Annotated in this window: 20 protein-coding genes; 5 read left to right on the top strand and 15 right to left on the bottom strand. The window is 63.3% G+C overall.

The genetic code is table 11. From position 1 onward, the window contains the following. Together E8E75_RS02270 and E8E75_RS02265 are read left to right on the top strand one after the other, a co-directional pair. Positions 1-507: amino acid permease (locus tag E8E75_RS02270; protein WP_280357894.1), on the top strand; the 507-nt coding region annotated here is incomplete at its 5' end. A 13-nt stretch (positions 508-520) separates the two neighbouring features. Further along, positions 521-715 carry a hypothetical protein gene (locus E8E75_RS02265; protein WP_153922081.1) on the top strand — a complete coding sequence of 65 codons (195 nt, stop codon included), beginning with the start codon at positions 521-523 and terminating at the stop codon, positions 713-715. 1 nt (position 716) lies between these two features. Here the strand turns inward: E8E75_RS02265 and E8E75_RS02260 are convergent, their stop codons facing one another. Together E8E75_RS02260 and E8E75_RS02255 are read right to left on the bottom strand one after the other, a co-directional pair. Further along, positions 717-5099 (bottom strand): response regulator, encoded by a 4383-nt coding sequence (locus E8E75_RS02260; protein ID WP_280357892.1) that lies wholly within the window; start codon positions 5097-5099, stop codon positions 717-719. Between the two features lie 64 nt (positions 5100-5163). Further along, positions 5164-6309, bottom strand: a complete 1146-nt coding sequence (locus E8E75_RS02255) for a two-component system response regulator (RefSeq protein ID WP_256673305.1) — start codon at positions 6307-6309, stop codon at positions 5164-5166. 106 nt (positions 6310-6415) lie between these two features. Between E8E75_RS02255 and E8E75_RS02250 the strand changes: the two genes are divergently transcribed. Further along, positions 6416-6676: a hypothetical protein gene (locus tag E8E75_RS02250; RefSeq protein ID WP_153922072.1), complete on the top strand. Its 261-nt coding sequence runs from the start codon at positions 6416-6418 to the stop codon at positions 6674-6676. A 144-nt stretch (positions 6677-6820) separates the two neighbouring features. Here E8E75_RS02250 and lpdA read toward each other — a convergent pair whose 3' ends face one another. Further along, on the bottom strand, positions 6821-8221 hold the full coding sequence (gene lpdA / locus E8E75_RS02245; protein WP_153922069.1) for a dihydrolipoyl dehydrogenase: 1401 nt from the start codon (positions 8219-8221) through the stop codon (positions 6821-6823). 148 nt (positions 8222-8369) lie between these two features. Beyond that, on the bottom strand, positions 8370-9251 hold the full coding sequence (locus tag E8E75_RS02240) for an RluA family pseudouridine synthase (RefSeq protein WP_120651319.1): 882 nt from the start codon (positions 9249-9251) through the stop codon (positions 8370-8372). Between the two features lie 171 nt (positions 9252-9422). Here E8E75_RS02240 and E8E75_RS02235 point away from each other — a divergent pair, with 171 nt between their 5' ends. Further along, positions 9423-9764, top strand: a complete 342-nt coding sequence (locus E8E75_RS02235) for an I78 family peptidase inhibitor (RefSeq protein ID WP_120651318.1) — start codon at positions 9423-9425, stop codon at positions 9762-9764. Here the strand turns inward: E8E75_RS02235 and E8E75_RS02230 are convergent. The 9 genes from E8E75_RS02230 to E8E75_RS02190 form a co-directional block, all read right to left on the bottom strand. Beyond that, on the bottom strand, positions 9761-10606 hold the full coding sequence (locus E8E75_RS02230; protein ID WP_280357886.1) for an EamA family transporter: 846 nt from the start codon (positions 10604-10606) through the stop codon (positions 9761-9763). The genes E8E75_RS02235 and E8E75_RS02230 overlap by 4 nt on opposite strands. A 149-nt stretch (positions 10607-10755) precedes the next feature. Next, positions 10756-10908: a hypothetical protein gene (locus E8E75_RS02225; protein WP_153922066.1), complete on the bottom strand. Its 153-nt coding sequence runs from the start codon at positions 10906-10908 to the stop codon at positions 10756-10758. A gap of 40 nt (positions 10909-10948) precedes the next feature. After that, the gene (gene ald, locus E8E75_RS02220; RefSeq protein WP_120651316.1) at positions 10949-12070 is read right to left on the bottom strand and encodes an alanine dehydrogenase; all 1122 of its coding nucleotides are present in this window, start codon (positions 12068-12070) and stop codon (positions 10949-10951) included. A 132-nt stretch (positions 12071-12202) separates the two neighbouring features. Continuing rightward, complete coding sequence (locus E8E75_RS02215; protein WP_120651315.1) at positions 12203-12973, bottom strand: slipin family protein; 771 nt, start codon at positions 12971-12973, stop codon at positions 12203-12205. Positions 12974-12976: 3 nt separating this feature from the next. Then, a complete protein-coding gene (locus tag E8E75_RS02210) occupies positions 12977-14359 on the bottom strand; it encodes a nodulation protein NfeD (protein WP_120651314.1) in 1383 nt (460 codons plus the stop codon). Positions 14360-14579: 220 nt separating this feature from the next. Continuing rightward, positions 14580-15539, bottom strand: a complete 960-nt coding sequence (locus E8E75_RS02205; protein WP_120651313.1) for a homocysteine S-methyltransferase family protein — start codon at positions 15537-15539, stop codon at positions 14580-14582. A gap of 282 nt (positions 15540-15821) precedes the next feature. After that, complete coding sequence (locus E8E75_RS02200) at positions 15822-16973, bottom strand: catalase family protein (RefSeq protein WP_153922063.1); 1152 nt, start codon at positions 16971-16973, stop codon at positions 15822-15824. A gap of 40 nt (positions 16974-17013) precedes the next feature. Then, complete coding sequence (locus E8E75_RS02195) at positions 17014-18888, bottom strand: di-heme-cytochrome C peroxidase (protein ID WP_153922061.1); 1875 nt, start codon at positions 18886-18888, stop codon at positions 17014-17016. Between the two features lie 84 nt (positions 18889-18972). Further along, positions 18973-20076 carry a GNAT family N-acetyltransferase/peptidase C39 family protein gene (locus tag E8E75_RS02190; RefSeq protein WP_120651310.1) on the bottom strand — a complete coding sequence of 368 codons (1104 nt, stop codon included), beginning with the start codon at positions 20074-20076 and terminating at the stop codon, positions 18973-18975. Between the two features lie 226 nt (positions 20077-20302). On the opposite strand from E8E75_RS02190, the gene E8E75_RS02185 reads away from it, so the two are divergent. After that, entirely contained in the window at positions 20303-21586 is a 1284-nt protein-coding gene (locus E8E75_RS02185; RefSeq protein WP_120651309.1) for a sigma-54 dependent transcriptional regulator, read from the top strand. 93 nt (positions 21587-21679) lie between these two features. On the opposite strand, the gene E8E75_RS02180 is transcribed toward E8E75_RS02185, so the two are convergent. Together E8E75_RS02180 and E8E75_RS02175 are read right to left on the bottom strand one after the other, a co-directional pair. Further along, a complete protein-coding gene (locus E8E75_RS02180; protein ID WP_120651308.1) occupies positions 21680-22276 on the bottom strand; it encodes an NAD(P)H-dependent oxidoreductase in 597 nt (198 codons plus the stop codon). A 374-nt stretch (positions 22277-22650) separates the two neighbouring features. Further along, a partial coding sequence (locus E8E75_RS02175; RefSeq protein ID WP_280357873.1) for a methyl-accepting chemotaxis protein occupies positions 22651-23678 on the bottom strand: 1028 nt, incomplete at its 5' end.

The following is a 23678-nucleotide window of genomic DNA, read 5'->3' as shown; positions in this document are numbered from 1 at the left end:
CTCTTCGCCAGTGCCCGTGACCACACCATGCCGGAGTTCCTGCGCAAGGAGAACGCCAATCAGGTTCCGGCCAACGCGCTGTGGTTGTCCAACGGCCTGATCCAGCTGTTCCTGATCATCACCCTGTTCAACAGCTCCACCTACCTCAGCCTGCTGTACCTGGCCACCTCGATGATCCTGGTGCCGTATTTCTGGTCCGCGGCCTATGCCTTGCTGTTGGCCTGGCGCCACGAAACCTACGAGCAGGCTCCCGGTGAGCGTGGCAAGGATCTGTTGGTCGCTTTGATTGCCGTGCTCTACGCCGTGTGGCTGGTGTATGCGGCCGGCGTGCAGTACCTGCTCCTGTCGGCGCTGCTCTATGCACCAGGGGCCATCCTGTTCGCCAAGGCCAAGCGCGAACTGGGCCAACCGGTGTTTACGGCCATCGAGAAGGTCATCTTCGTTGTCGTGCTGATTGGTGCGCTGATTGCGGGGTACGGCCTCTACAGCGGTTTCCTCAGCCTCTGACCGAGGACTGTCCATGGCAAGCAAAGCAGACGCTTTGCACGCCATGGACTTCCAGGACGGTGAAGAGGAAATGTTGAAGCTGCCAGGGATGCTGCCGAGGCGATTGCCGCGCAAGCAAAGGGGCATCGTTAATCGCATTGCGAGGGATCATCGGCGTACGCCTGACCAGCCGTTGCTCGATGCGATCTCGGTCAGCGTTGGAGGATGAGTCAAAGCCTGGGTTCAGCGTCCTGATCCCTGGCCAGCTCCAACTGATCCAGCAGCTCCAGGGCATGGTCGAAATCGAAGGACTCGATGGCCTTGGCGACACACCTCAGGGCGTTCTCCTCCGGTTGACCTCGGAAGCGATCGTTGATTTTTGCCATGACTTCTTCGGCGGCCGTATCGCTCTGCGCCAGGCAGCGCCGGAGCTGATCGAACAAGCTGCTCAGCTGATGCTCATCGACGATATCGGATGCGCTGGACGGTTCCGATGGCTGGCCCAGGACGGCGAGCCCCTGGATGACAACGGTCAGATCGGACACCAGCTCGCCCAACAGATCGTCTATGCGTTCGGGCGGGGCGTTCTGCCGGCAGGCCTGTTCCAGTCGGGCCGCTGATGCCGCCACCACATCCGCGCCGATATTGGCAGCGGCACCACGCAGGCTGTGGGCTGCGCGTTGGGCAGCGATCGGATCGCTTCCGTCTCGGGCTTCGCTGAAGAGACCGGCGAAGTCCACTTGAGAATCACGAAACTTCAGCAACAAGCGGTGGTAGAGCGAGAGTTTCCCGCTGCAGGTGGCGAGCCCTTTCTGCTGGTCGATACCGGGCAGTGTCGGCAGCGCTGTCGGTGTAGTGGACGGGGTGGGGCTGGGGACTGCGGCGTGCGCTCTGGCCGGTCTGATCCAGTGAGCCAGGGTGGCGAACATCGCGCCCAGGTTCAGCGGCTTGGCAATATGGTCATCCATGCCCGCAGCCTGGGCCAGTTCACGGTCGCCCGCGAGGTTGTTGGCGGTCATGGCGATGATCGGGATGTTTGCCAGCTCTGGGCGTTGGCGAATCGCCCGGGTCGCGTCGTAGCCATCCAGCAACGGCATCTGGCAATCCATGAGGATGCCGTCGAAGCGTGGGTCTACCGCCAGAAGATCCAGCGCCTGCTGGCCGTTTCCGACCACGACGGTCTCGACGCCAGCATCGGTGAGCAGCTCCAGCGCCAACTCCTGGTTCATCTCGTTGTCTTCGGCCAGCAGCACGCGGCTGCCGGCAATGGCAGCCTTGGCACTTTCCGTCTCGGTATGGCGCTCGGTGCTGCGTGTTTCGCCTGCAGATTCGCCACCCAACACCAGATTGATGGCCTCCAGCAGGGTGGAAGGCGTTACCGGTTTGGTCAGCACGAAATCCAGCGTCAAGCCCTGCAGGCGTGCTGCGTCGAGGGCGTCCTCTCGGCCGAAGGCGGTGACCATGATCACGGCGGGTACCTGCCCGCCACTGGCGTGCAATTTGTGCACGGTTGCGATGCCATCCATCCCCGGCATCTTCCAGTCGATCAACAAAAGCCGGTACGGCAGGTCGCGGCGCTCGGCGTTCGCCAGATAGCGAAGGGCCTCATGCCCGGTGCGCGCCACGTCAACTTCCAGACCGAAGCTGTGTGCCATGGTGGCGAGGATTTCACGTGCCGAAGCATTGTCGTCGACCACCAATACCCGCATACCCAACAGTTCTTCGGCGCGCATGACGCGCCGTGGAAGCGATTGTTTCTGGCGGCCGAATCGCGCATGGAAGTGGAAGGTGGAGCCACGGCCAGGTTCGCTCTCTACCCAGATCCTGCCCTGCATCAGTTCCACCAGTTTCTGCGAGATCGCCAGCCCCAGACCGGTGCCGCCAAATCTGCGCGAGGTGGATGAGTCGGCCTGAATGAAGGACTGGAAAATGCGCTCGCACTGTTCCGGCGCCATGCCGATCCCGCTGTCTCTGATCCAGAAGTGCAAGTCGACGTCCGGCCCGTTGGCGTCGACCTGCTCGATGCCGACCACCACTTCGCCCTGCTCGGTGAACTTGACTGCGTTGTTGCCGAGGTTGATCAGTACCTGGCCCAGGCGCAGCGGGTCCCCGAGTAGCGCGGTGGGCAAGTCGAAATCGAGCTGGAACAGCAACTCCAGTTGTTTCTCCTCGGCCTTGAAACCCACTACGTTGGCGAAGTGTTCCATCACGTCTTCGAGCCGGAAGCCGATGCGCTCAACGGTCATCGCCCCAGCCTCGATTTTCGAGAAGTCGAGGATGTCGTTGATGATGCCCAGCAGGTTTTCGGCGGAGCGGTTGATCTTCTCCACATAGTTGCGCTGCTTGCGATCCAGCTCGGTCTTCAAGGCCAGGCAACTCATACCGATGATGACGTTCATCGGCGTGCGGATTTCGTGGCTCATGTTCGCCAGGAAATGGCTCTTGGCCTGGGTCGCCTCCTCGGCCAGCTCCTTGGCACGGAGCATCGCCCGCTCGGCCGCCTTGCGCTGGGTGATATCGATGTGCCAACCGAGAATGCCGAACTCGCCGCGGTACTGCATCGGCAGATAGGTCGCGAGCATTTCGCGCTCGCGGCCCTGGCTGTCATACATCTGCACTTCACGTTCATAGTAGGGGTCGCCCGCCTGGAGGTGGGTCCAGACATCGTCCCGGTCAAGCAGGTTGACGTAGAGCTGCGGCGCCAAATCGCCAACCGTAAGACCGAACGTTTCGACGAACCTGGGGTTGGCGAAATGAATCTGGCCTTGTGTGGCGAACGCGACGCTTACCGGACTGCGGTCAAGGATGTTCTTCAGACGTTCTTCGCTTTCCAGGATCGCAGCTTCCATTGCGCGACGTTCACTGATATCGCGCACCGAGGCGCAGACGCAAAGCTCGTGATCCTGCAACTCCGGCAACCGTGAGAGACCTATTTCCACCGAGAACCGAGTACCGTCCTTGCGCACGCCATGCAGATCCAGGTTGTTCCCACCCATTTGCCGGCTGTTGCCCTGGTTGAAATATTGGCCGCGCAGATCCTGGTGCCTGACGCGAGAGCTTTCCGGTACCAGTTGCTCCACTCGCACACCAATCAGCTCGCCGCTGCCATAGCCGAACAACTCTTCCAGCTTGGGATTGGCAAGGATGATGGCTCCGCTGCGATCCACCACCATCATGCCGTCTGGCGCCGATTCGATGATGCTTCGATACCAGGCCTTGGTGGACTGGATGACTCGCTGCTGCGCTTCCATCTGGGCTGCCTGGTCGCGGGTTTCAGCCAGCAGTTGGTGAGTCCGCAAGGTGCGTTCGAGGATCTCGGCGCTCATCGCCAGCAGCGGCAGGAGTTCGTTCAGCAGCTTCCACTGATTCGGTGTCATTGGACGGAAACTGGCCAGTTCCAGCACCCCCAGCAGGCGCTCGCCGCGTAGCAGTGGCAGGACGGTCACCACGGCCGCCGGCGCGTCCCCCAAACTGGAACTGATATGCAGGTAGTCAGCGGGCGGCTGTTCCAGCGTGATAGCGCGACGCTCCCGGGCGCATTGACCAACCAGCCCTTCGCCGACAAGCAGGTGACGAGGCGCTGGTGGCCGCGTGTAGCCGGCATAGCACCCCAACAGGGTGAGACGCTGCCGTGCTTCGTCATGGCCATAGGCGGTAGCGCTGCCAATAGCCAACAAGGGGGCGAGGGCCGAGAGAAATCTCTCGCTCAATTCGGTGAAGCTGTTTGCTGATTGCAATTCACCGCTGATAGCCGCCACATGGGTCTTTACCCAACGCTGGGCCGCCATCTGCTGCGCTTCGGACTGCAGCGAAACCAGTGCCCGGGAAAGACCACCGATTTCGTTTGGGTAGTCCTGAAAGGGGACGACGACGTCCAGCTGACCGCTGCTTAATGCCTCCAGTGTCTTTCGCAGACCTTCAGTCGGCCGGCGGATGGACAGGCTGATGAGGTAGCCAAAGAGAACGCCGCCGAGCATTCCGAGCACCAGCAGCCAGAGGGTCAAGTGCACGCTTTGATCGAGCCGCTTCGCTGCCGTGACCACGCTGATGTCCGCCCCTTCGCGCTTGAGTCTCCCCATCTGTGAAAGCGCCTGGCTGGCGGCAGCGCCTGCGCGCAGGAAGGTAGGCGAGTCGATCTGGGCGCTCGCTGCGAGGTGAGCGCTTTCCTTGCTGCGGGTAGCGGTTGGAATTTGCAGCTCCAGCACCTGGTCTATCTGCTGCTGGTACTCGGTGAAGGCCATTTCGAATCGCAACAGGTTTTGCTGATTCTGCTCCCGGAAGATCAGTGGTCGCGCCAGGGCTATTTCGCGGTGCAGCAGTTCGGTGGCGTCCTGCAGTTGCCGTCGTGCGCCGGCCTGCTCCTGGCCATCGCTGGCCAGCACCGATTGGCGCAGGTGAAGACCCATTTCGGCGAGGGCCACGCGGGCCGATTCGATGTGAACCAGACCCAGCATGTCCTGGGAATAGATCTGGCTGATCTGCTGGTTCTGCAGGTACTGCACGCGGAGGCTGTACAGTCCCAGGAAGAGTGCCAGCAGCAGAATTCCCCCGAATCCGAACTGAAGCTTCAGGCGCAGGGACAGACGCTGCAGGAAGTCGAGGGGAGACGTCATCTAAGTTCGCCTGGATGAGCCGGGTGATGAAACGATCAGCTTTGGCAAAAAGCCGATGCTTGCCCTACCGTGGAATCACGTCGGCCCTGCGTTTCAGGTCTTCTTCGCGATCGGCATAGCGCTGGGCGATCGCCCGAAATTCGTCCTGTATCGCCAGGAAGGCATCGATGACGTCCGGGTCGAAATGACGACCGCGCTCTTCGCTGAGAAGGGCAACGGCATCCTCGTGGCTCATGCCGGACTTGTAGACTCGGCGACTGATCAGAGCGTCATAGACGTCAGCCACCGCCATCAGGCGTGCGGATACGGGGATCTGCTCGCCAGCCTTGCCTTCCGGGTAGCCGCTGCCGTCCCACTTTTCCTGGTGACTGTAGGCAATCTCCTTGGCCAGACGCAGGAAGGGGACTTCCATGCCCAACTGCTCCTCCGCGTGTTGCAACGCATCGCGGCCCAGCGTGGTATGCGTCTTCATGATCTCGAACTCTTCCATGGTCAGCCGGCCGGGCTTGAGGAGAATGCTGTCAGGAATGCCGATCTTGCCGATGTCATGCAGCGGCGCCGACTTGAATAGCAAGTGGCGCGCGTTGGCATCCAGTGCCCCGGTAAAGCGAGGATGGTCTTTCAGCTGTTCAGCAAGTGCCTGCACATAGAACTGGGTACGGCGGATATGGTTGCCGGTCTCGTTGTCACGTGTTTCCGCGAGGGACGCCAGGGCCTGGATAGTGACGTCCTGAATCGCGATGACTTCCTGTGTACGCCGGGCCACCTCCTGCTCGAGAAAGTCGTTCTGGTCCTGCAGGAAGTCAGCGGCGGCCTTGATCTTGAGGTGGTTGTCCACCCGGAGCAGTACCGTGGGGGGATTGATCGGCTTGGTGATGTAGTCGACTGCACCGAGTTCCAGGCCACGAAGCTCGTCCTCGACTGCGCCCTGTGTGGTCAGGAAAATCACGGGAATGTCGCGGGTGCCGGGCTGGGCCTTCAGTTGCCGACACACGTCGAAACCGGACAGGCCGGGCATCATCACGTCGAGCAGGATGAGATCGGGCTTGTCGTCACTACTGGCGATCTGCAGGGCCTTTTCGCCATCACGCGCCGCCTTGACCCGATAGATGACTTTCAGCAGGTCCGCCAGAAGCGTCAGGTTATCGGGGGTGTCGTCCACGATCAGGACAGTTGGCTTCTCACCAGGAATTGCAGGATTCATTTCCATTTCTCCTGAACTGGGTTTCACCCCGCGCCTGCAATCCATATTCCTGAACCGGCGCGCGAGGTCAGTATAGTTAAGCCATTCTGGTCGGTATGAGCCGGTGAAACAGGTGCGAAACACCGCCTCTCCCTGGGTACAGCGAGCTATCGCCCGGGTGCATCAGGGCGAACCGGTTCGCCCTCGCTTGGGAACGATCGACTTCCTGGGTACCCTGGGTGTTTTCTTGTCGGTCGTGGTGACAACCTTTCCGGTTGTGATTCCATTCATGCTTACGAGCAATACCAGACTGTCCATCCGCATCTCCAATCTGGTGGCATTGGCTGTGCTGTTTGCCGCCGGCTGGATGCTGGCGCGTCATTCTGGTGTGTAATCGGTGGGTGACTGGGGTGGCTTTGACGATCGTCGGCACTGCGCTGATGTTCGCATTCATTGCGCTGGGTGGTTGATTCAGTCCGACGTGGGTGGTTCTGCTGTGGGAGCGGATTCATTCGCGAATGAATTCGCTCCCACAGGCTCACGCTTGCATCGCCGCGCCGTGCACATCCATCGCGGCCTGGCGCAGGGCTTCGGAGCGGGTCGGGTGCGGGTGGCAGGTGAGGGCGATGTCTTCGGCCGAAGCTGAGAACTCCATGGCCACGCAGTACTCGCCGATCATTTCGCTGACGCTCGGACCAACCATGTGCACACCCAGCACTTCGTCCGTGCGCTCGTCCGCCAGGACCTTCACGAAGCCTTCGGTTTCATGGTTGATCTTGGCCCGGCTGTTGGCAGTGAAGGGGAACTTGCCGACGCGGTAGGGACGGCCTTCAGCCTTCAACTGTTCTTCGCTCTTGCCTACGCTGGCCACTTCCGGGCGGGTATAGATCACGCTCGGGATTAGGTTGTAGTTCACCTCGGCAGCCTGTCCGGCGATGCGCTCGATGCAGACGATGCCTTCGTCTTCGGCCTTGTGCGCGAGCATTGCGCCGGAGGTGACGTCTCCGATCACCCAGACACCGGGAGCCGTTGTCTGGTGGCGTTCGTTGGTGAGCACACCGCGGTTATCGGTTGCCAGACCCACGGTCTCCAGGCCCAGCCCTTCGGTGTAGGGCCTGCGGCCGATGGCGACGAGCACGTAGTCCGCTTTGAGATTCTCCGCAAGGCCGCCTGCGGCCGGCTCGATGGATAGCTCGACGCCGGTCTTGTCCGACTTGGCGCTGGTGACCTTGGAGCTGAGCTTGAAGGTCATGCCCTGTTTGGTCAGGGAGCGTTGCAGGGTTTTCGCGGCTTCCTCGTCCAGGCCAGGGCAGATGCGGCCCAGGTACTCGACCACGGTCACCTGGGCGCCTAGGCGACGCCAGACCGAACCGAGCTCCAGTCCGATGACGCCAGCGCCGATCACCACAAGGTGCTTGGGCACCTCCGGCAGCGACAGGGCTCCGGTTGAATCGAGGATGCGCTCGTTGTCGATGGTCACGCCGGGCAGGGGACTTGGCACCGAGCCGGTGGCGACGACGATGTTGCGGGCCTCCAGCGTCTGCTGCTGGCCGTCGGCCGAGGTCACCACGACTTTGCCGGCGCCGTCGATGCGGCCCCAGCCCTTGACCCATTCCACCTTGTTCTTGCGGAACAGGAACTCGATGCCCTTGGTCAGCGCGGCGACGCTCTCGGCCTTCTGTTTCATCATCTGTGCGAGGTCCAGCTTGGGTTCGACCTGAATCCCAAGGGTGGCGAACTCCTTGCCGGAGGCGGCTTCATAGAGTTCGGATGCGTGGAGCAGGGCCTTGGACGGCATGCAGCCGACGTTCAGGCAAGTGCCGCCGAGGGTTTCCCGACCCTCGACGCAGGCCACCTTCATGCCCAGTTGCCCGGCCTTGATCGCCGCGTTGTAGCCGCCTGGGCCGCCGCCTATCACCACCACGTCGTACGCACTCATGGATTCACCTCGGTCAGGAATTCGTAGGGGGAAAGCAGAAGACTAGTGGACAACGGGCAGCCTTCCAGCCCGGTAGTATCTCGTTTGAATTATGGTTGTAATATTATTCGTGGCGTATTCGCCGTCAAGCGCAGTAGGATCGGGGTGGTCACCAGTCCAGGCGTAGTTGGCTCTCGAAGTGGCGCGACTCGCCGCTGATGGGGTCGTCGAAGGCCAGGCTGCGGGCCAGCAACTTGAGTGGGCGCTGGTAGTCGTCCGAGCCACCCTTGTCGGTCAGCTCCGGGTAGAAGCCGTCATTGCAGATCGGCGCGCCGAGGGCGGCCAGGTGCACCCGCAGCTGGTGCTGTTTGCCGGTGATGGGCGAGAGGTCGTAGCGCCAGAGGTCGCCATTCTTCTCCAGCACATCCAGGCGCGTGCGGGTGTTCGGCTCGCCTTCCATTTCCTGCATGCGGAAGAAGGGCTCGCCCTTGCCGAGGCGTGTTTCCCGCAGGAGTGGAAAGTCCAATCCTGGCAGGGCCGGGGCGATGGCTTCGTAGCGCTTGTGGATTTCGCGGTCGCGGAATAGCGCGTGGTAGATGTTGCGGCTGGCCGGGTTCGCGGAGAACAGCACCAAGCCGGCGGTATGGCGGTCGATGCGGTGCAGGGGAACCAGGTGGGGATTGCCCAGGCGCCGTGTCAGGCGCGCCTGGAGGGTTTCCTCGACGTACTCGCCGGCAGGCATCACCGGCAGGAAGTGCGGCTTGTCGGCTACCACCAGATGTTCATCGACGTGCAGCACCGATTCCTCGAAGGGGATGATCTTCTCGTCCTTCACTTCGCGGTAGTAATGCACTCGTAACGCCAACTGGTAGGGATGCGCCGGCCCAATCCGGTTGCCGTCGCCATCCGTCACCTTGCCGCTGTGCATACGCTCCACCCAGGTCTCGCGGGCGATAGCAGGAAAGCGCTCGCAAAGGCAGTCCAGCACGGTGCTCCAGTTGCCCGGGGGCAGGTGGAGGACGCTGGGGCGGATGCTCGGGTTATGGGACATGTAGTGTTTCGGCGCGTTTCAGGGGCCGGGCATTAGGCCGCACATGACTGACCGGAGTCAAAGGCAGAGGATAGAATGCACCCGCCGTGCGCCGGCGGGCAGGAGCCCCGCCGCATTTGCCGTTCCATTGCAGGCGCACGCCAGGACATTCGTTCAAAAGAGGACCGTTGTATGCACTTCAAGTCGATTTCTCTCAGTCTTGCCTTTGCCGGCCTGCTCCTGGCCGGTTGCAGCTCGACCGACAAACCAGAAACCCCCGACGCGCCTGCAGCCGAAGAAAGCACCAGCGCTGCTGCGCCTTCGCTCTCTGGCACTTGCGACAGCTCGGCGGTCTCCGCCCTGGTGGGCAAGACCGCCAATGTCGCACTGGTCGAGCAGGCCAAGCGTCAGTCCGGTGCCGAAACCGCTCGCGTGCTGCGTCCCAACCAGCCGATCACCATGGACTACAACTCCCGTCGCCTGAACATCGACGTGGACGCGACTGACGTCGTCAAACAGTTCAGCTGCGGCTAAAGCAGTCGGAGTATCGCCACGCCTGCTGCTATCACCCCGCAGGCCAGCAGGCGGATCGGTGGCAGCGGCTCCTTGAGCAGTAATGCACCGATCAGCAGCGCGAACAGCACGCTGGTTTCCCTCAATGCGGAGACCAGCGCCACCGGCGCCCGGGTCATGGCCCAGATGGCAATGCTGTAGGCCGCCAGCGACATCGCCCCTCCCGCCAGGCCGCCACGCCAGTGGGGCCCCAGTTGCAGGAAAGTTCGAGGCCCTCTGGTGATAGCGATTACCACGACCATCACCAGGGCGTTCACCGAGAACAACCACATCGAGTAGGAGAGCGCATCGCCATTGCTCCGTGCCCCGGTGGCATCGGACAGCGTGTAGCCGGCGATGAACAGCGCTGTCATCAGGGCGCTGCCGACCAGCGATGCATGGAGGGGCTCCTTGCCGCGACCGCCGCGCACTGCCATCAACAAGATCCCACCCACCAGCACCAGTAGCCCCGTCAGCTCACCCAGGCTGATTCGGTCACCCAGCAGCAACACCGACAGCGCCGCCACCATCAGCGGCGAGCTGCCGCGCGCCAGCGGGTAAACCTGCCCGAGGTCGCCGTGCTGGTAGGCGCGGGCCAGGTAGACGTTGTAGCCAATGTGGAAAATCGCGGAGAGCACGATCCAGGGCCAGGCTTCAAGCTTGGGCACAGCCACGAAGGGCAGTGCGAGAAGCGCGACCAGGCCGGCGGCGATCTGGATCAGGGAGGCGGTGAGGAAGCGGTCGAGACCGATCTTCAGCAGTGCATTCCAGCCGGCATGCAGCGCGGCGGCAGTAATGACCATGAGGAAGACGGAGGAATCCACGCGGGGCGATCCTTGGGCGCTGTGGGAGAGCGAGATAGTGCCACAGCGGTCGCCCTGAGCGCGGAATCTGGCACCTCACTTGTAGGGGCGAGCTTGCTCGCGAAGCGTCCGAGCACGATCTTTCGCGAGCGAGCTCGCTCCTACTGCTGTCAGATGCGGAAGCTACCCGCCAGCTGTTGCAGGCGCGCGGCCTGCTGGTCGAGGTCGGCGCAGGCGCGCAAGGTGGCCTGGAGGTTTTCCACGCTCGGATGTACAGCTTTGAGTCGGGACGTGGCGAGCATCGCGACTGAAGTCGCTCCCACAAGGGACCACCTGTGGGAGCGACTTCAGTCGCGAAAAGGGTCAGAGCTGCTTGAGCATCTCCTCCAGATGCACGTAGTCCAGATGATGCGCGGCGGCGACGCTGCCATTGGTGAGTCGCCCCTTGGCAACGTTGAGGCCATGGCGCAGGTGCAGGTCGTCTTCCAGGGCCTTGCGTGTTCCCTTCTGCGCCAGGGCGATGACGAAGGGCAGGGTGGCGTTGTTCAGGGCGAGGGTGGAGGTACGTGCCACGGCGCCGGGCATGTTGGCAACGCAATAGTGCACGACGCCATCCACTACGTAGGTGGGCTCGGCGTGGGTGGTGGCCCGCGAGGTTTCCGCGCAGCCGCCCTGGTCGATGGCGACGTCCACCATCACCGCGCCATCCTGCATGCGTGCCACCATTTCGGCCGTGACCAGTTTGGGTGCCGCGGCGCCGGGAATGAGCACCCCGCCAATCACCAGGTCCGCCGCCAACACCTGTTCGCGCAAGGCACTGTGGGTCGAATAGAGGGTTGTGATGCGATTGCCGTAGAGGGAATCCAGCCGGCGCAGGGCATCAACGCTCTTGTCCAGTACGGTGACGTTGGCCCCGAGACCAACCGCCATGGCCAGCGCATGAGTGCCGACGACTCCGCCACCCAGCACCACCACCTTGGCCGGCGCTACACCGGGTACGCCGCCGAGCAGCACGCCCCTGCCGCCTTTGGCTTTTTCCAGACAGCTGGCGCCGGCCTGGATGGACATGCGCCCGGCCACTTCCGACATGGGCGCGAGCAACGGCAGTCGGCCGTGACTGTCGGTGACGGTCTCGTAGGCGATGCAGGTGGCACCGGAGGCGATCAGTTCGTCGGTCTGGGGACGGTCCGGTGCCAGGTGCAGGTAGGTGAATAGGGTCTGCTCGGGGCGCAGGCGGGCGCGCTCCTGGGTGAGCGGCTCCTTGACCTTGACGATCAGTTGGCCCTGCTCGAAGACCTCGCCGGCGCTGCTGGCCACCTTGGCACCCGCGGCCTGGTAGTCCTCGTCGGAGAAGCCAATGGCGGCTCCAGCCTTGGTCTCTACCCAGACTTCATGCCCCAGGCGGGTCAATTCGGCCACAGATTGCGGGGTCAGGCCGACCCGATACTCGTGGTTCTTGATCTCCTTCGGCACTCCGATACGCATGGCGACCTCCAGGGTTCTTGTTGTCCTTGGAACAAGTGTAGAAACCCCGGCATAGCGGCCCCGCCGAATACGGGAGCCTTTTCAGGGAATCTCCCTGAAAAGTGCGAGGAAAACAGGGTGTGGGCCGATATCTCAATCCTTGCTGTTCTTTTGCTTCCCGTCATCGCTCATGCCACCGAGCAAATCCACTGGCAACGGGAAGACGATAGTGTTGGTCTTGTCGCCAGCGATGGCGTTCAGCGTCTGCATGTAGCGCAACTGCATGGCGCCGGCCTGGCGGCTAAGCATCTCGGCGGCCTGCATCAGCTTCTCGGAGGCTTGCAGCTCACCTTCGGCATGGATCACCTTGGCCCGCCGCTCACGCTCGGCCTCGGCCTGGCGGGCGATGGCTCGAACCATGGTTTCATTGAGGTCGACGTGCTTGATCTCGACATTGGAGACTTTGATCCCCCAGGCATCGGTCTGAGCATCCAGCGCCTGCTGGATGTCGACGTTCAGGCGTTCGCGTTCGGCCAGCATCTCGTCCAGCTCATGCTTGCCGAGCACCGCGCGCAGTGTGGTCTGGGAGAGCTGGCTGGTGGCCATGAGGAAGTTCTCCACCTGGATGATGGCGCGCTCCGGGTCAAGCACGCGGAAGTACACCACCGCGTTGACTTTCACCGAGACGTTGTCGCGGGAGATCACGTCCTGGGGCGGAACGTCCATGACCACGGTTCGCAGGTCGACTCGAACCATTTGCTGGATGGCCGGGATGATCAGAACCAGCCCCGGCCCCTTGATCTTCCAGAATCGCCCGAGTTGGAACACTACGCCGCGCTCGTACTCGCGCAGGACACGGATGGCCGATACCGCCAGGACGATCAACAGGAACAGGAGGGTGGCAAAGCTCAGCGGAAAGGCCATGTTTCAGTCTCCTCTGGGCGGACGCTCATCCGCCGTCACGTCCAGCAGCAGTCCATTGCGTGCCAGCACGCGCACGCGCTGGCCGCTCCTCAAGGGGGCATCGCTGCGCACCTGCCAGCGCTCGCCCTGCAACTGGACCCAGCCAATGTGCGGGTCGTCCACCCCGAGATCGAGCAGGGTGGTCTGGCTGCCCACCAGTCCGGCATCGCCGCTGACCAGTGCGCGCCGCCGGGAACGAACGGCCATGGCGAGGATGGCGAAGATCACCAGTGCGCTCGACAGGGCCACGGTGATGATCAGCGAAAGCGGGATGCCGTAGCCCGGCACTTCGGTGTCGATCAGGATTACTGCGCCGACGACGAAGGCGGCGATGCCGCCGAATCCGATAATGCCGAAGCTGGGCATGAAGGCTTCTGCCGCCATGAACAGGATGCCCAGGAGGATCAGCGCGATGCCGGCGAAGTTCACCGGCAGCAGCTGCAGCGCATAGAGCGCGAGGATCAGGCAGATGCCGCCGATCACGCCGCCAACGCCACTACCGGGATTGGAGAACTCGAAGATCAGGCCGTAGACGCCGATCATCATCAGGATCAGCGCCACGCTGGGATTGGTGATGACCGCCAGGATCTGCGCGCGCCAGTCCGGCTCGTGCTGCACCAGCCGCGCACCATTGGTGGCCAGTGAGATTTTCTGTCCGGCGACTTCCAGGTTCTTGCCGTCCAGTTTGGCGAGCAGGTCCGGTACATCCCGGGCTAGCAGGTCCACTACTTTCAGGCGCTGGGCATCGGTGGCGGAGAGACTGACGGACTCGCGCACTGCGCGCTCGGCCCACTCGGCGTTGCGCCCGCGAAGTTGCGCCAGTCCGCGGATATAGGCCGCTGCATCATTGACCTGTTTGCGAGCCAGGGTTTCCTCGTTACCCGCTGGCGCGGTCTTGTCGTCTTTTGGCTTCTCGTCCTTGCCGCCGGCAGGCTTGTCGCCTTCAGGTTGGCCGGGCATGCCGCCGATCTGCACCGGTGTAGCTGCGCCCAGGTTGGTACCTGGTGCCATGGCCGCGATGTGGCTGGCGTAGAGGATGTAGGTGCCGGCACTGGCGGCCCGTGCGCCACTGGGGGCGACGAAGCTGGCCACCGGCACGGGGCTGGCGAGTATCGCCTTGATGATGCTGCGCATGGAGGTGTCGAGGCCGCCAGGGGTGTCGATCTGGATGACCACCAGTTGCGCCTTGTCTTCCTCGGCGCGTTCGATTCCCCGGGTCAGGTAGTCGGCGGTGGCAGGCCCAATGGGGCCGTCGATGGAGAGCACGCTGATGCTTCCCGCGGCCAGCAGCGTGCCGGGAGCGATCAGGGCCAGGCACAGGAGCCTGCTTAGTAGCCAGCGGATCATGGTGACCTCACGCCGTGCGTGTTCACCTAAAGCATAGTTGACGTCTTTAGTCGGGTATTTTCGACGGGAAAGCCAGGTGCAAGGGAATGCGTGCAAAGGAGATGGCTGCCTTGTGAGGGTGACTTCAGTTGCTGAGCAGGACGAAGTCCTGCCCGCCAATGTCCAGGATCGCTGAGCGGCCCATAGCGATTGAAATCGCCCCCACAAGGATCGCGCCACCCTACAACGCTGCACGGAACAGCGGCTTGCACGCCTTGGCCATCTGCTCGATATGGCGGTGGTCGGTGCCGCAGCAACCACCCATGACATTGATGTGCGGCAGGCGCTGGCGCAGCCAGGCATATTGTGCGCCAAGCTCCTCGGGGTCGCCGCTGTCAAGCGCGATGGCCTCGTTCAACTCGGCATGGCTCTTGCGCGAGGCATTGGCGCGCAGTCCGCGTATGCGTTGCACCCAGCGGCTTCCAGGAACGAGCACATCCTCGAAATGGTCAGGGTGGGCGCAGTTGATCATGTAGTAGGCCGGGTAGGAGGCCGTGGCCCTGTCGACCTGTTCGAGGGCTTCTTTCAGGTCCTGGCCGGTGGGCAGCCTGCCATCGGTTTCCACCGTGAAGGCGATAGCCACGGGCATCTGTGCCGCGCGTGCAGCAAGGGCGATACCCAGCGCTTCCTCCACATAGTTCATGGTCATGGCGGTGATCATGTCGGCGGAGGTTTCGGCAAACACGCCGATCTGCTCGCTGTGGTACTGCTGGGCCTCGTACTCATCCATGGTCTCATCGGCGATATACCCATCTCCCCGGGGACCGACACAGCCGCTGACAACCACGGGAGTGCGACCACTTTCCACTTCTCTACGTAGCTCGTCCAGGAGGGCGATGGCCTGGCGGTTGGCCTCGGCCAGTCCCTGGGGGGTGAAGCCGAGGTGACTGGCCCAGTCGGGATTGGCGCGCCAGGTCGGACTTTCCAGGATCAGGCCGGTGCCGTAGTGGCTGGCGATGGCGCAATAGGTGCGGAAGTACTTGCGCAGGGCTTCCTGGCCATCCGGGTAGTTGAGCAGCACGAAGGCTGCGAAGTCGGGGAGGGCAAGCCCCTCGTGGAAGACCAGGGTGGTCTCGATGCCACCATCGGTCAGGAATAGTTCACCCTCCAGTTGTGGCAGGGCATCGCGATATTGGGCCATGGCCTGGACTCCGTGACCGGTAGATGTTCGCTGTCCGGAGCGGGCTTCTTGGCGAAGACGGAGCGGGCAGCCGGGCTGGCCTCGGGCTGGTTCCGCGATTGATGGGGTGGCCCGTAGGCAATGCACCGGGCGGGCTGTGGGCGCCCGGCAGGTAAGAGAAAAGGCTAGCACCGCCGCGAGACGCGGCCTGGCTGGGCTGATGGGTGGGGATGGCGGAGCGTGCAGTCTTTGAGTGTGGGAGCGAATTTATTCGCGCATGAATTCGTTCCCACAGGTATGTCCTCAACGGCTGGTCGCGTCGGACGCTCCATTGCGCTCATGGCGATACGCGCTCACGGCTTCGTACACCGCCTTGCGCAGGCGGTTGATGCCGCCGATGGGGCGATGCTCCGGCAGGCCGTGCCAGGGGTTGAAGGAAAGGTTGTCACAGGCAAGGTTCTGTTCGCGGCTGTCGAAATCCTGGGCCGGAACCTTGATGGTGGCGACGGTCACGAAGGGAGAGACGGACTCGTCCCACTCGACGCTGGTGTCTTCGATCGGCATGTAGTGCTGGGCATTCTGCTTCTGCACCTGGAATGCGAAGCAGGCCGGCACACGGTCAAGGGACAGTTGCTGGTACAGGGCGTTGCGCAGGAAGTTGGGGAGCGCGGTGTTCTGTTCGGGCAGCTCATACGGCGGGCAGCTTTGCGGGTCGGGAATGACGCGGTACTTGATGTTCGCCTCGCCCAGCTTGTACGGCGAGATGGAGCTGTAGGTCGCGCTGACCGGGCTGTCCGGTGCCGGGGCCAGGGTCTTCAGGGCGATGACCAGGTGGCGGATCTCCCAGGTGCGCGGGTCCCAGCCGGGGAAGAAGGCGCCGACCTTCTCGCCGTTGGCCTGGGCGTTGAAGTTCTGCCGGTACTCGGCCACGTCACGAACGAAGAACACCGGATGGTTGAACATCACGAAGTCCTGCTCGTTGGTGTGCGTCGGGCTCTTCATCAGTTTCTCGCCGGGCACGTCGAGCAGTTTGATGGCCATGCCGCGAGCGTCCCGCGCGCTGTCGAACTGCGGGAAGGCGTTGCCATTGGACAGGCGAATCCAGGCTTCCCAGGTCTTGCCCGGTTCGGCGAAGACGCCGGCGCGCAGGCCTTGATCGAGGTCGGGCACGACGCTGACCTGCGCCTTCACGCAACCATGGGCCTTGGCGTGGGCGTCGCGCAGTACGCGGGTGTTGTCGCGGTGCTGTTCGACGATGCGGACGGCGTCGTCGATGATGGCGCGGGTCTGTGCCGCCTCATCGGCAGGGATGACCTCCTCGCTTGGCACCGGACCGGAGAATTTCCAGCCGTAATAGGCCTCGCCAGCCAGCCAGCCGACCAGGCCGACCACCAGCACGAAGAGAGTGAGCTTGCCGAGTAGTCGGCCGAGCCAGAGCCAGAAACGCTTGAGCATGGGAGCTTGGGTCCTTGTTCTGCGTGGTAGGGGCGAGGGCTCAGCCCTGGCAGTCCGGGCCGGGATTCCACGGCTTGGCCTGGACGGGGGTGAGCTGGCTTTCCTGCGTCGGGTCACCCAGCACCTTGAGGTACTCGATCAGCGCCAGTCGTTCGTCCGGGGACAGGGCGCGGCCGATCACGCCGTCCTTGCGGCAACCATCACGGAACTCGTGGCCGTGGTTGCCGTTGCCCTTGATCGAGGTATCCAGCAGGAAGCTTCCGGGGAAGGCCGTGGTCTGGAATCCGACGAACTTCGGGTCGTACTCGAAGCTGCCGACATGGAACTGACTGGCCCGCTCGGTGATGGGAGAGAGCAATTGGAACAGGGTCGGAACCGAGCCGTTGTGCAGGAATGGTGGTGTCGCCCAGATGCCATCCAGGGGGCGAGCCTTGTAGCCGCGCTTCTCCTGCACGCCGATGGGCAGGCCGAAGCCGTCCATGTTCGCGCGCTCTTCGCCGGAGATGCCGGCCTGCTTGTAGGCCTGCTCCTCTACGAAGGAGGTGATATAGGCCAGGCCCTTGGCGCTGGAAACCTTGCTGAAGTCCACCTGCTCCAGACTTGCGCCGAATAGTTTCACGTCGAGCTTGGCCAGTTGTTCGCGGGTCCAGCCCAGCTTGCTGATGTCGAAGCGGTGATCGGCGATGTTGTCGGCCGTGGTGGAGTCGGTGCCAACAATGTCGACGGGCACGATACGCATGTGCCATTCCGGGTCGCGGCCGGGCGCCATGCGTTGCTCGAGCGGCACCACGTTGGGGGCATGGCAGTAAGCGCAGTTCTCGACGAAGAGGGCGCGGCCCTGGCTCGCACGGGCCAGGTCTACCTTGCCGAAGATGGCCTCCGGCCAGGTGGGCGGGGCGAGTTTCTTCAGGGTTTCCTCGAGGGTATGGAGATCACGCACGCGCACGCTGGAGGCGTAGCGGTCGGCTTCCGGCACCTGGCCACCGTCCGCCTGGAAAAGGTGCAGGCTGGCACCCACGCCTAGCGCTTCGCCTATGTTGCGGGCCATGGGTTGCATGGCAGAGCCGTTCCACTGCACCCAGTCGAACTTCCAGATGTCCCAGAGGTGCGGGTAGCTCACCGGGGCATCGGCAATGCGGTAGTTGTCGGGGCTGATGGCGTCGCCATAGACGCTGTTGGCGATACGGCCGAAGGCATCAGTGCGGCCGAAACCTTCCTCGGTGGGGTAGAGCCCCCGATGGGTATCGTTCCACGCGGTGCCGAGCAGGCGGTCAAGGACTTGCTTGAACTCGCTGCGCAGCTCCTTCTTGCCCTCCGGGTAGCGCTCGCCCAGTACCTGTTCGGCGAAGCGGCTGAACTTCAGCGGGTTGTAGTAGGTGAACGCCATGCTCATGCCAAGCGCCTGGCCGAAGCTGCCGCCGCGCAGGGTCGGCACGGTGGACGCCAGGGAGTGCAGTGCAGCGCCACCGTCGATACGCACGGCCTGACCCTTGTAGCGCAACTCGCCGGTATGGCAGGCGGCACAACTGATATCCAGATACTGCGCGCCGGTTTTCTCGTCCTCGTGGCGTGCCATGCCCACCGGCAGGTTGCCGGGGTTCAGTGGCGTGGCTTTCTGTTGTGGGTCGACCAGGAAACCGAAACGCGCCAGGTACTCAGGGCGGGCGAACTTGTCCTGGGAGAAGGGCAGTTCCAAAGCTGTGAACCACTCGTAGCGCAGACCTTTAACCGTAGTGCCCTGAGGGGTGTAGTAGTAGGTCTGGCGCTCCTGGTCGCTCCACTGTGCCTGGTAGTGCAGCTGGCTGGGCACCTGGTAGGCCGGAAGGTTGGGGTTGGCGATGTAGTAGAGGACGACCGCCAGGCCGGCGAGCAGGAGAACAAGCACCAACCATAGGACACGGCGTAGGACGCGCATCAGATACTTCCCTGTAACTTGACGAAATTACCTACCTTATGCCAATCGGTAGGGGTATTGGCAAGGTGCTACTACGCAATAGTGCTAAGTCCCGCGTGGATAAAGCACGACCGCCGCGCGGCGCTTGCCCTGACCGAAGCGGCTGATGCGTTCGAACTCGCGGTGAGGCACCGGTACATGCTGGCAGTCCTGGGGGTGTCGTTGCAGGCTGCGCTCAGCGTTGGGGTCGTGCAGGTAGATGAAATTGCGGTCGCAATCGGTAACCAGGATCCAGTGTGGCGCCCGGCTGCGGCTGCGGCGATGACCATCCACCAGCACCAAAGGCTGGCCCCCTGCCTCCAGTAGCGGCTTCAGATCCAGCTCGTCGCCCAGATGCTGCTCGATGTCGGTGTCCTGCAGGGCGCTACAGAAGTCTTCATGGGCCTGGCGAATAACCTCGCGCTTGCCGGCGTTGCGCTCCTCTTCGAGAAACAGCGGGCCCCGGTCGCTCAGCTCCAGCCTGACCCGGAAGCCCCGACGCCAGGCGGCCAACGCGAGGCCGTGCGGGCTGCAGCCGCCGTGGCCGCCTTGCATATGCACGCTGCTGGCCTCGCGCCACAGGCGCAGTTCGTCCTGATGGTTGCCGGGCACGCCCCCGTCCAGTGCGCCCATGGCCATCAACAGACAGGCCGGGCCGCAGGTGAACTCGGTGGTCTGGCCGTAATACGGGACTGGCCGATGCAGCGCCTGCGGGTGCTGGACTACACGCTTCTCCATGCGCAGTGCTTCGCGATGGTCGGGGAAGAAGTCAGTGAGCAGCCCAAGGTTGCTGTAGCCGTTGCGCTCGAACAGGCTCACTGCCTGGCGGTCGTCCGGACATACCTCCAGCCGCAGGTAGGCGCAGTCGTGTTCGCGGGCACTGGCTTCCGCGGCGACCAGCAGACGCTGGCCGATGCCGTTGCCACGGGCACGCGGGTCGGTGGCGATGGAGTGCAGGCGGGCAAGGCTGCTACCCCGACGGAAGAGAGCAAGGGCATAGCCGAGGAGGGCATGGCCATCGCCCTCGGACACCACCAGGCTGGCATTGGCTTCCAGGATCATCCAGCGGAACTGCTGCCGGCTGAGGCGGGGTACCTCAAAGCAGCGACTCTCGAGCTCCACCAGTGCCGACAAGTCGTCGAGCCTGGCCTCACGCAGAAGCAGGTTCATGGCAGGGTCCTGCAAGGCAGGGAAGGAATCGCCCGAGTATTGGCCTTGATTGACACGCTGTCGAGACGCTTAAGAGGGGCCTATCCCACCTTAAGCGCGCAGCGAAATTGCGCTTATAGAGAAACGTTCCATAGAGCGTCAAAGTTCTTGCTAGCGTTACAAGTAGCGTCCACAAGCTGTTGTTTTTATTGATAAAGCAATTTTTTGGCGTCAAGGAAGGTTTATCTTGGAAGCGATCTCCTCTGCACCGAGACGTCTACTGCTGGTCGACCCATGCGATCACTGCCGGCGAATGTTGCCGCGTCTGGAAGAAGCCGGTTGGTCGGTGTCCAGTCAGAACCTCGACCAGGCCCTGGCAGCTACCTACGACATCGGGTTGTTGCGCTTGCGCAGCGACCACCTGACACGCCCGGAAGGGGTCAAGAACCTGATCAGTCGCAGTGGCACGGAATGGATTGCCCTGGTCGACCCGTTGGGCGAACCCGTGCCCGGTCTGGATGAGTTCATAGGTGAGTGGTTCTTCGATGCCCTGGCGCTTCCCGTGGACTTGCCGCGTCTGCAGGGTCTGCTGGGCCGTGCGTTCGGCATCGCCCGCCTGCGGGGCATCGGCAATCGTCGAGGCGACCAGCACGAACTGCTGGGCCAGAGCCGTCCGCTACGCGATTTGCGCAAGCAGCTGGCGCGTCTGGGACCGAGCGAGAAACCAGTGCTTATCCTCGGTGAAAGCGGTAGCGGCAAGGAGCTGGTAGCCCGCACCCTACATCGCATGTCGCGACGGGTGGCCGGCCCCTTTGTCAGTTTCAACTGCGGCGTACTGCCTGAGCCGGAAACCGCGAGCCTGTTATTCGGCCATCAGGGCAAGGTGGCGTCGGCCAATGGCGGCACGCTATTCCTCGATGCGATCCATGAGCTGCCCACTGGCCAGCAGGAGCGTTTGCTGACTTGCCTGCGCTCCAGGACCCTGCGTCACGCCGATGGAGAAGTGATGCCCCTGGATATCCGTGTCCTGGCGTCGGCGCGAGAGGAGCTGGGCGAACTGGTAGAGCAGGGGCATTTCCATCCGGGGTTGCGTCAGTGGTTGGATCAGAATCGCCTGATGATCACCCCGCTGCGCAAGCGCCAGGGAGACATTGCGCTACTGGCAGGCTACTTCGCCGATCTCTACAGCCTGGAGGCGGGGCGTCGACCCAGTCATTTCAGCGAAGAGGCGCTCGCTGCCATGGTTCGCCACCGCTGGCCTGGTAATGTGCGCGAGCTTGCCAGCCGAGTCCGGCGCGGCTATGCACTGGCGGAAAGCGGGCCTATCGAAGCGGCCGACCTGGGACTGCAGAGCGCCCCGATGGATGGCGCGCTGCTAGGGACGCTGGAGGACTACAAACGCCGGGCGGAGTACCAGGCGCTGTGTGATGCGTTGGCTCACTACAGCAGCAACCTCAGCCACGCGGCCAAGGTGCTGGGGGTGTCGCGGCCGACCTTCTACAGGCTGCTGCACAAGCATCAGTTGTTGTAGGTTTCGCGATGCTCGAGCGGGTGGGGGGTGGCTTTGCCACCCTTCGCAAATGAATTCACTCCCACAAGGGCCGCACGACCCAGGGCGGCGTGATCACATGCCGTTGGCGAAGGCCGGAATGCTCATGTCGATGGCTTCGCGCACTGGCTTCAGGGCTACCGCGTAGCGCGCGAGGATGTCCAGGTCGTAGTCCATGCGGGCACGGATGCGCTGGTCGTCTTCGCTCACCGGCTCGACGTCGTTCAGCACTTTTTCCACGCCACGAACGATCAGGTGCTCCGGCAGGTAGCAGAGACGGCAGTTCTTGTAGCTGGAAGCGCGCAGCTCGCTGATGGGGTAGCCACCACCGATCCCGGAGGAGACGCCCACCAGCAGGCCCGGCTTGTGCGCCAGTTCGGCCTTGCTGGCGTAGATGAAGAAGTTCTTGATGGCCGGGCAGGCCATGCCATTCCACTCGGGGGCGATCACTACCACCGCGTCAGCGTCGCGCAGCTGCTGCTGGTATTCGCTCCAGGGACCAGTGTTCTCGGCCGGCCACAGCGGCAGCGGACCTTCGCCGAGGTCGATGATGTTGCAGGATGTGGGGCTCACCTTGTCGAGGTCGATCAGGCGCTGGCGGACGAAGCGGGCGACCTTGCCCGATTGGCTGTTTGCACGGCTGGAGCCGGCGATCAGGACGATGTTCAGCATCTGGGGGTTCCTTGTTTAGACCGCAGGCAAGCTAGCCGGGGTGCCGATCGGCGGCAAGCGATCTGACGCCAGTTTGATGTGCCGATGGTGACAGGATTCGGAAAGGGAGGAGTGCGTCCTGCTTTCGCGAATGAATTCGCTCCTACAGGATCCGAGCACATACATATCGGTGCGCACGGACAGCTCCCTCGCCCTCAGGGTGAAGGGCTGGGGGTGAGGGAAGCCAGGTGTCGCTGGGTGTTCGCAGGGCAGACCTGCGGCCTGCTTGGCGATTGAAATTGCCCCGACAGAAGAGCGGAGCGTTGCTGGCGGGTACGAAGTCGCCGGCGCGCGTCACCCCTCGCCTTCTGGGGGAGGGGTGGGGGTGAGGGAGGTCAGGCGCGGAATTGCGCCATCAGCCCCTGTTGGTGGTTGGCCAGGCGGTTCAGCGCCTGGCTGACCTGGGCGGACTCCTCGGCCTGGCCGGAGAGCGATTCGGTGACGTCGCGGATCGCCGCCACGTTGCGGTTGATCTCCTCGGCCACCGCGCTCTGTTCCTCGGCGGCGCTGGCGATCTGCAGGTTCATGTCGGTGATCACCGTCACCGCTTCGCCGATGCGTTGCAGCGCGGTCACCGCCTGTTCCACCTGCTCGACGCTGCCCTGGGCCTGGCGGTGGCTGCTGTGCATCGAACCGACCACCTCGCGCGTGCCGTGCTGCAGGCCCTCGATCACCTGGCGGATTTCCTCCACCGAGTCCTGGGTGCGCTTGGCCAGGTTGCGCACTTCATCGGCCACCACCGCGAAGCCGCGGCCGGCCTCGCCGGCACGCGCCGCCTCGATGGCCGCGTTGAGCGCCAGCAGGTTGGTCTGCTCGGCGATGGCGCGGATCACTTCCAGCACCGAGCCGATCTGCTCGCTGCTGTTGGCCAGCGCCTGCACCTCTTCCATGGCCGCACTCATTTCGCTGGCCAGTTGCTCGATGGCGCTGGTGGTCTTGCCGATCACGCCGAGGCCTTCCTGGGTGGCGTGGTCGGCCCCCCGCGCGGCTTCGGCGGCCTGGGCGGCGCTGCGGGCGACGTCCTGGGCGGTGGCGCTCATCTCGTTGGAGGCGGTGGCCACCTGGTCCACTTCGCGGTACTGCTGCTGCATGCCGGCGCTGGTCTGGCTGGCGATGGCGGCGGACTGGTCGGCGGTGCTGCGGGCGTCCTGCACCGAGCGTTTCACGTCGGCAATGATCGGCTGAAGCTTGTCGAGGAAGCGGTTGAACCAGCCGGCCAGTTCACCCAGTTCGTCCTGGCGGGCGTAGTCCAGGCGGCGGGTCAGGTCGCCTTCGCCACTGGCGATGTCCTTCAGCATACTGGCCACGCCGAGGATCGGCCGGGTCACGCCACGGGCGGTGAGCCATACCAGCAGCAGGCCGG

Origin of the sequence: Pseudomonas sp. BN606 (assembly GCF_029873115.1) — a bacterium.
In the GTDB taxonomy this organism is placed as follows: Bacteria; Pseudomonadota; Gammaproteobacteria; order Pseudomonadales; family Pseudomonadaceae; genus Metapseudomonas.
The sequence above is the reverse complement of the archived record's forward strand: the minus strand, read 5'-3'. Positions and strand labels throughout refer to the sequence as shown.

Coding starts and splice junctions, on each gene's coding strand:
- E8E75_RS02265 (WP_153922081.1), top strand. CDS start 521: ATGGCAAGCAAAGCAGACGCTTTGCACGCCATGGACTTCCAGGACGGT.
- E8E75_RS02260 (WP_280357892.1), bottom strand. CDS start 5,099: ATGACGTCTCCCCTCGACTTCCTGCAGCGTCTGTCCCTGCGCCTGAAG.
- E8E75_RS02255 (WP_256673305.1), bottom strand. CDS start 6,309: ATGGAAATGAATCCTGCAATTCCTGGTGAGAAGCCAACTGTCCTGATC.
- lpdA (WP_153922069.1), bottom strand. CDS start 8,221: ATGAGTGCGTACGACGTGGTGGTGATAGGCGGCGGCCCAGGCGGCTAC.
- E8E75_RS02240 (WP_120651319.1), bottom strand. CDS start 9,251: ATGTCCCATAACCCGAGCATCCGCCCCAGCGTCCTCCACCTGCCCCCG.
- E8E75_RS02235 (WP_120651318.1), top strand. CDS start 9,423: ATGCACTTCAAGTCGATTTCTCTCAGTCTTGCCTTTGCCGGCCTGCTC.
- ald (WP_120651316.1), bottom strand. CDS start 12,070: ATGCGTATCGGAGTGCCGAAGGAGATCAAGAACCACGAGTATCGGGTC.
- E8E75_RS02215 (WP_120651315.1), bottom strand. CDS start 12,973: ATGGCCTTTCCGCTGAGCTTTGCCACCCTCCTGTTCCTGTTGATCGTC.
- E8E75_RS02210 (WP_120651314.1), bottom strand. CDS start 14,359: ATGATCCGCTGGCTACTAAGCAGGCTCCTGTGCCTGGCCCTGATCGCT.
- E8E75_RS02205 (WP_120651313.1), bottom strand. CDS start 15,539: ATGGCCCAATATCGCGATGCCCTGCCACAACTGGAGGGTGAACTATTC.
- E8E75_RS02200 (WP_153922063.1), bottom strand. CDS start 16,973: ATGCTCAAGCGTTTCTGGCTCTGGCTCGGCCGACTACTCGGCAAGCTC.
- E8E75_RS02195 (WP_153922061.1), bottom strand. CDS start 18,888: ATGCGCGTCCTACGCCGTGTCCTATGGTTGGTGCTTGTTCTCCTGCTC.
- E8E75_RS02190 (WP_120651310.1), bottom strand. CDS start 20,076: ATGAACCTGCTTCTGCGTGAGGCCAGGCTCGACGACTTGTCGGCACTG.
- E8E75_RS02180 (WP_120651308.1), bottom strand. CDS start 22,276: ATGCTGAACATCGTCCTGATCGCCGGCTCCAGCCGTGCAAACAGCCAA.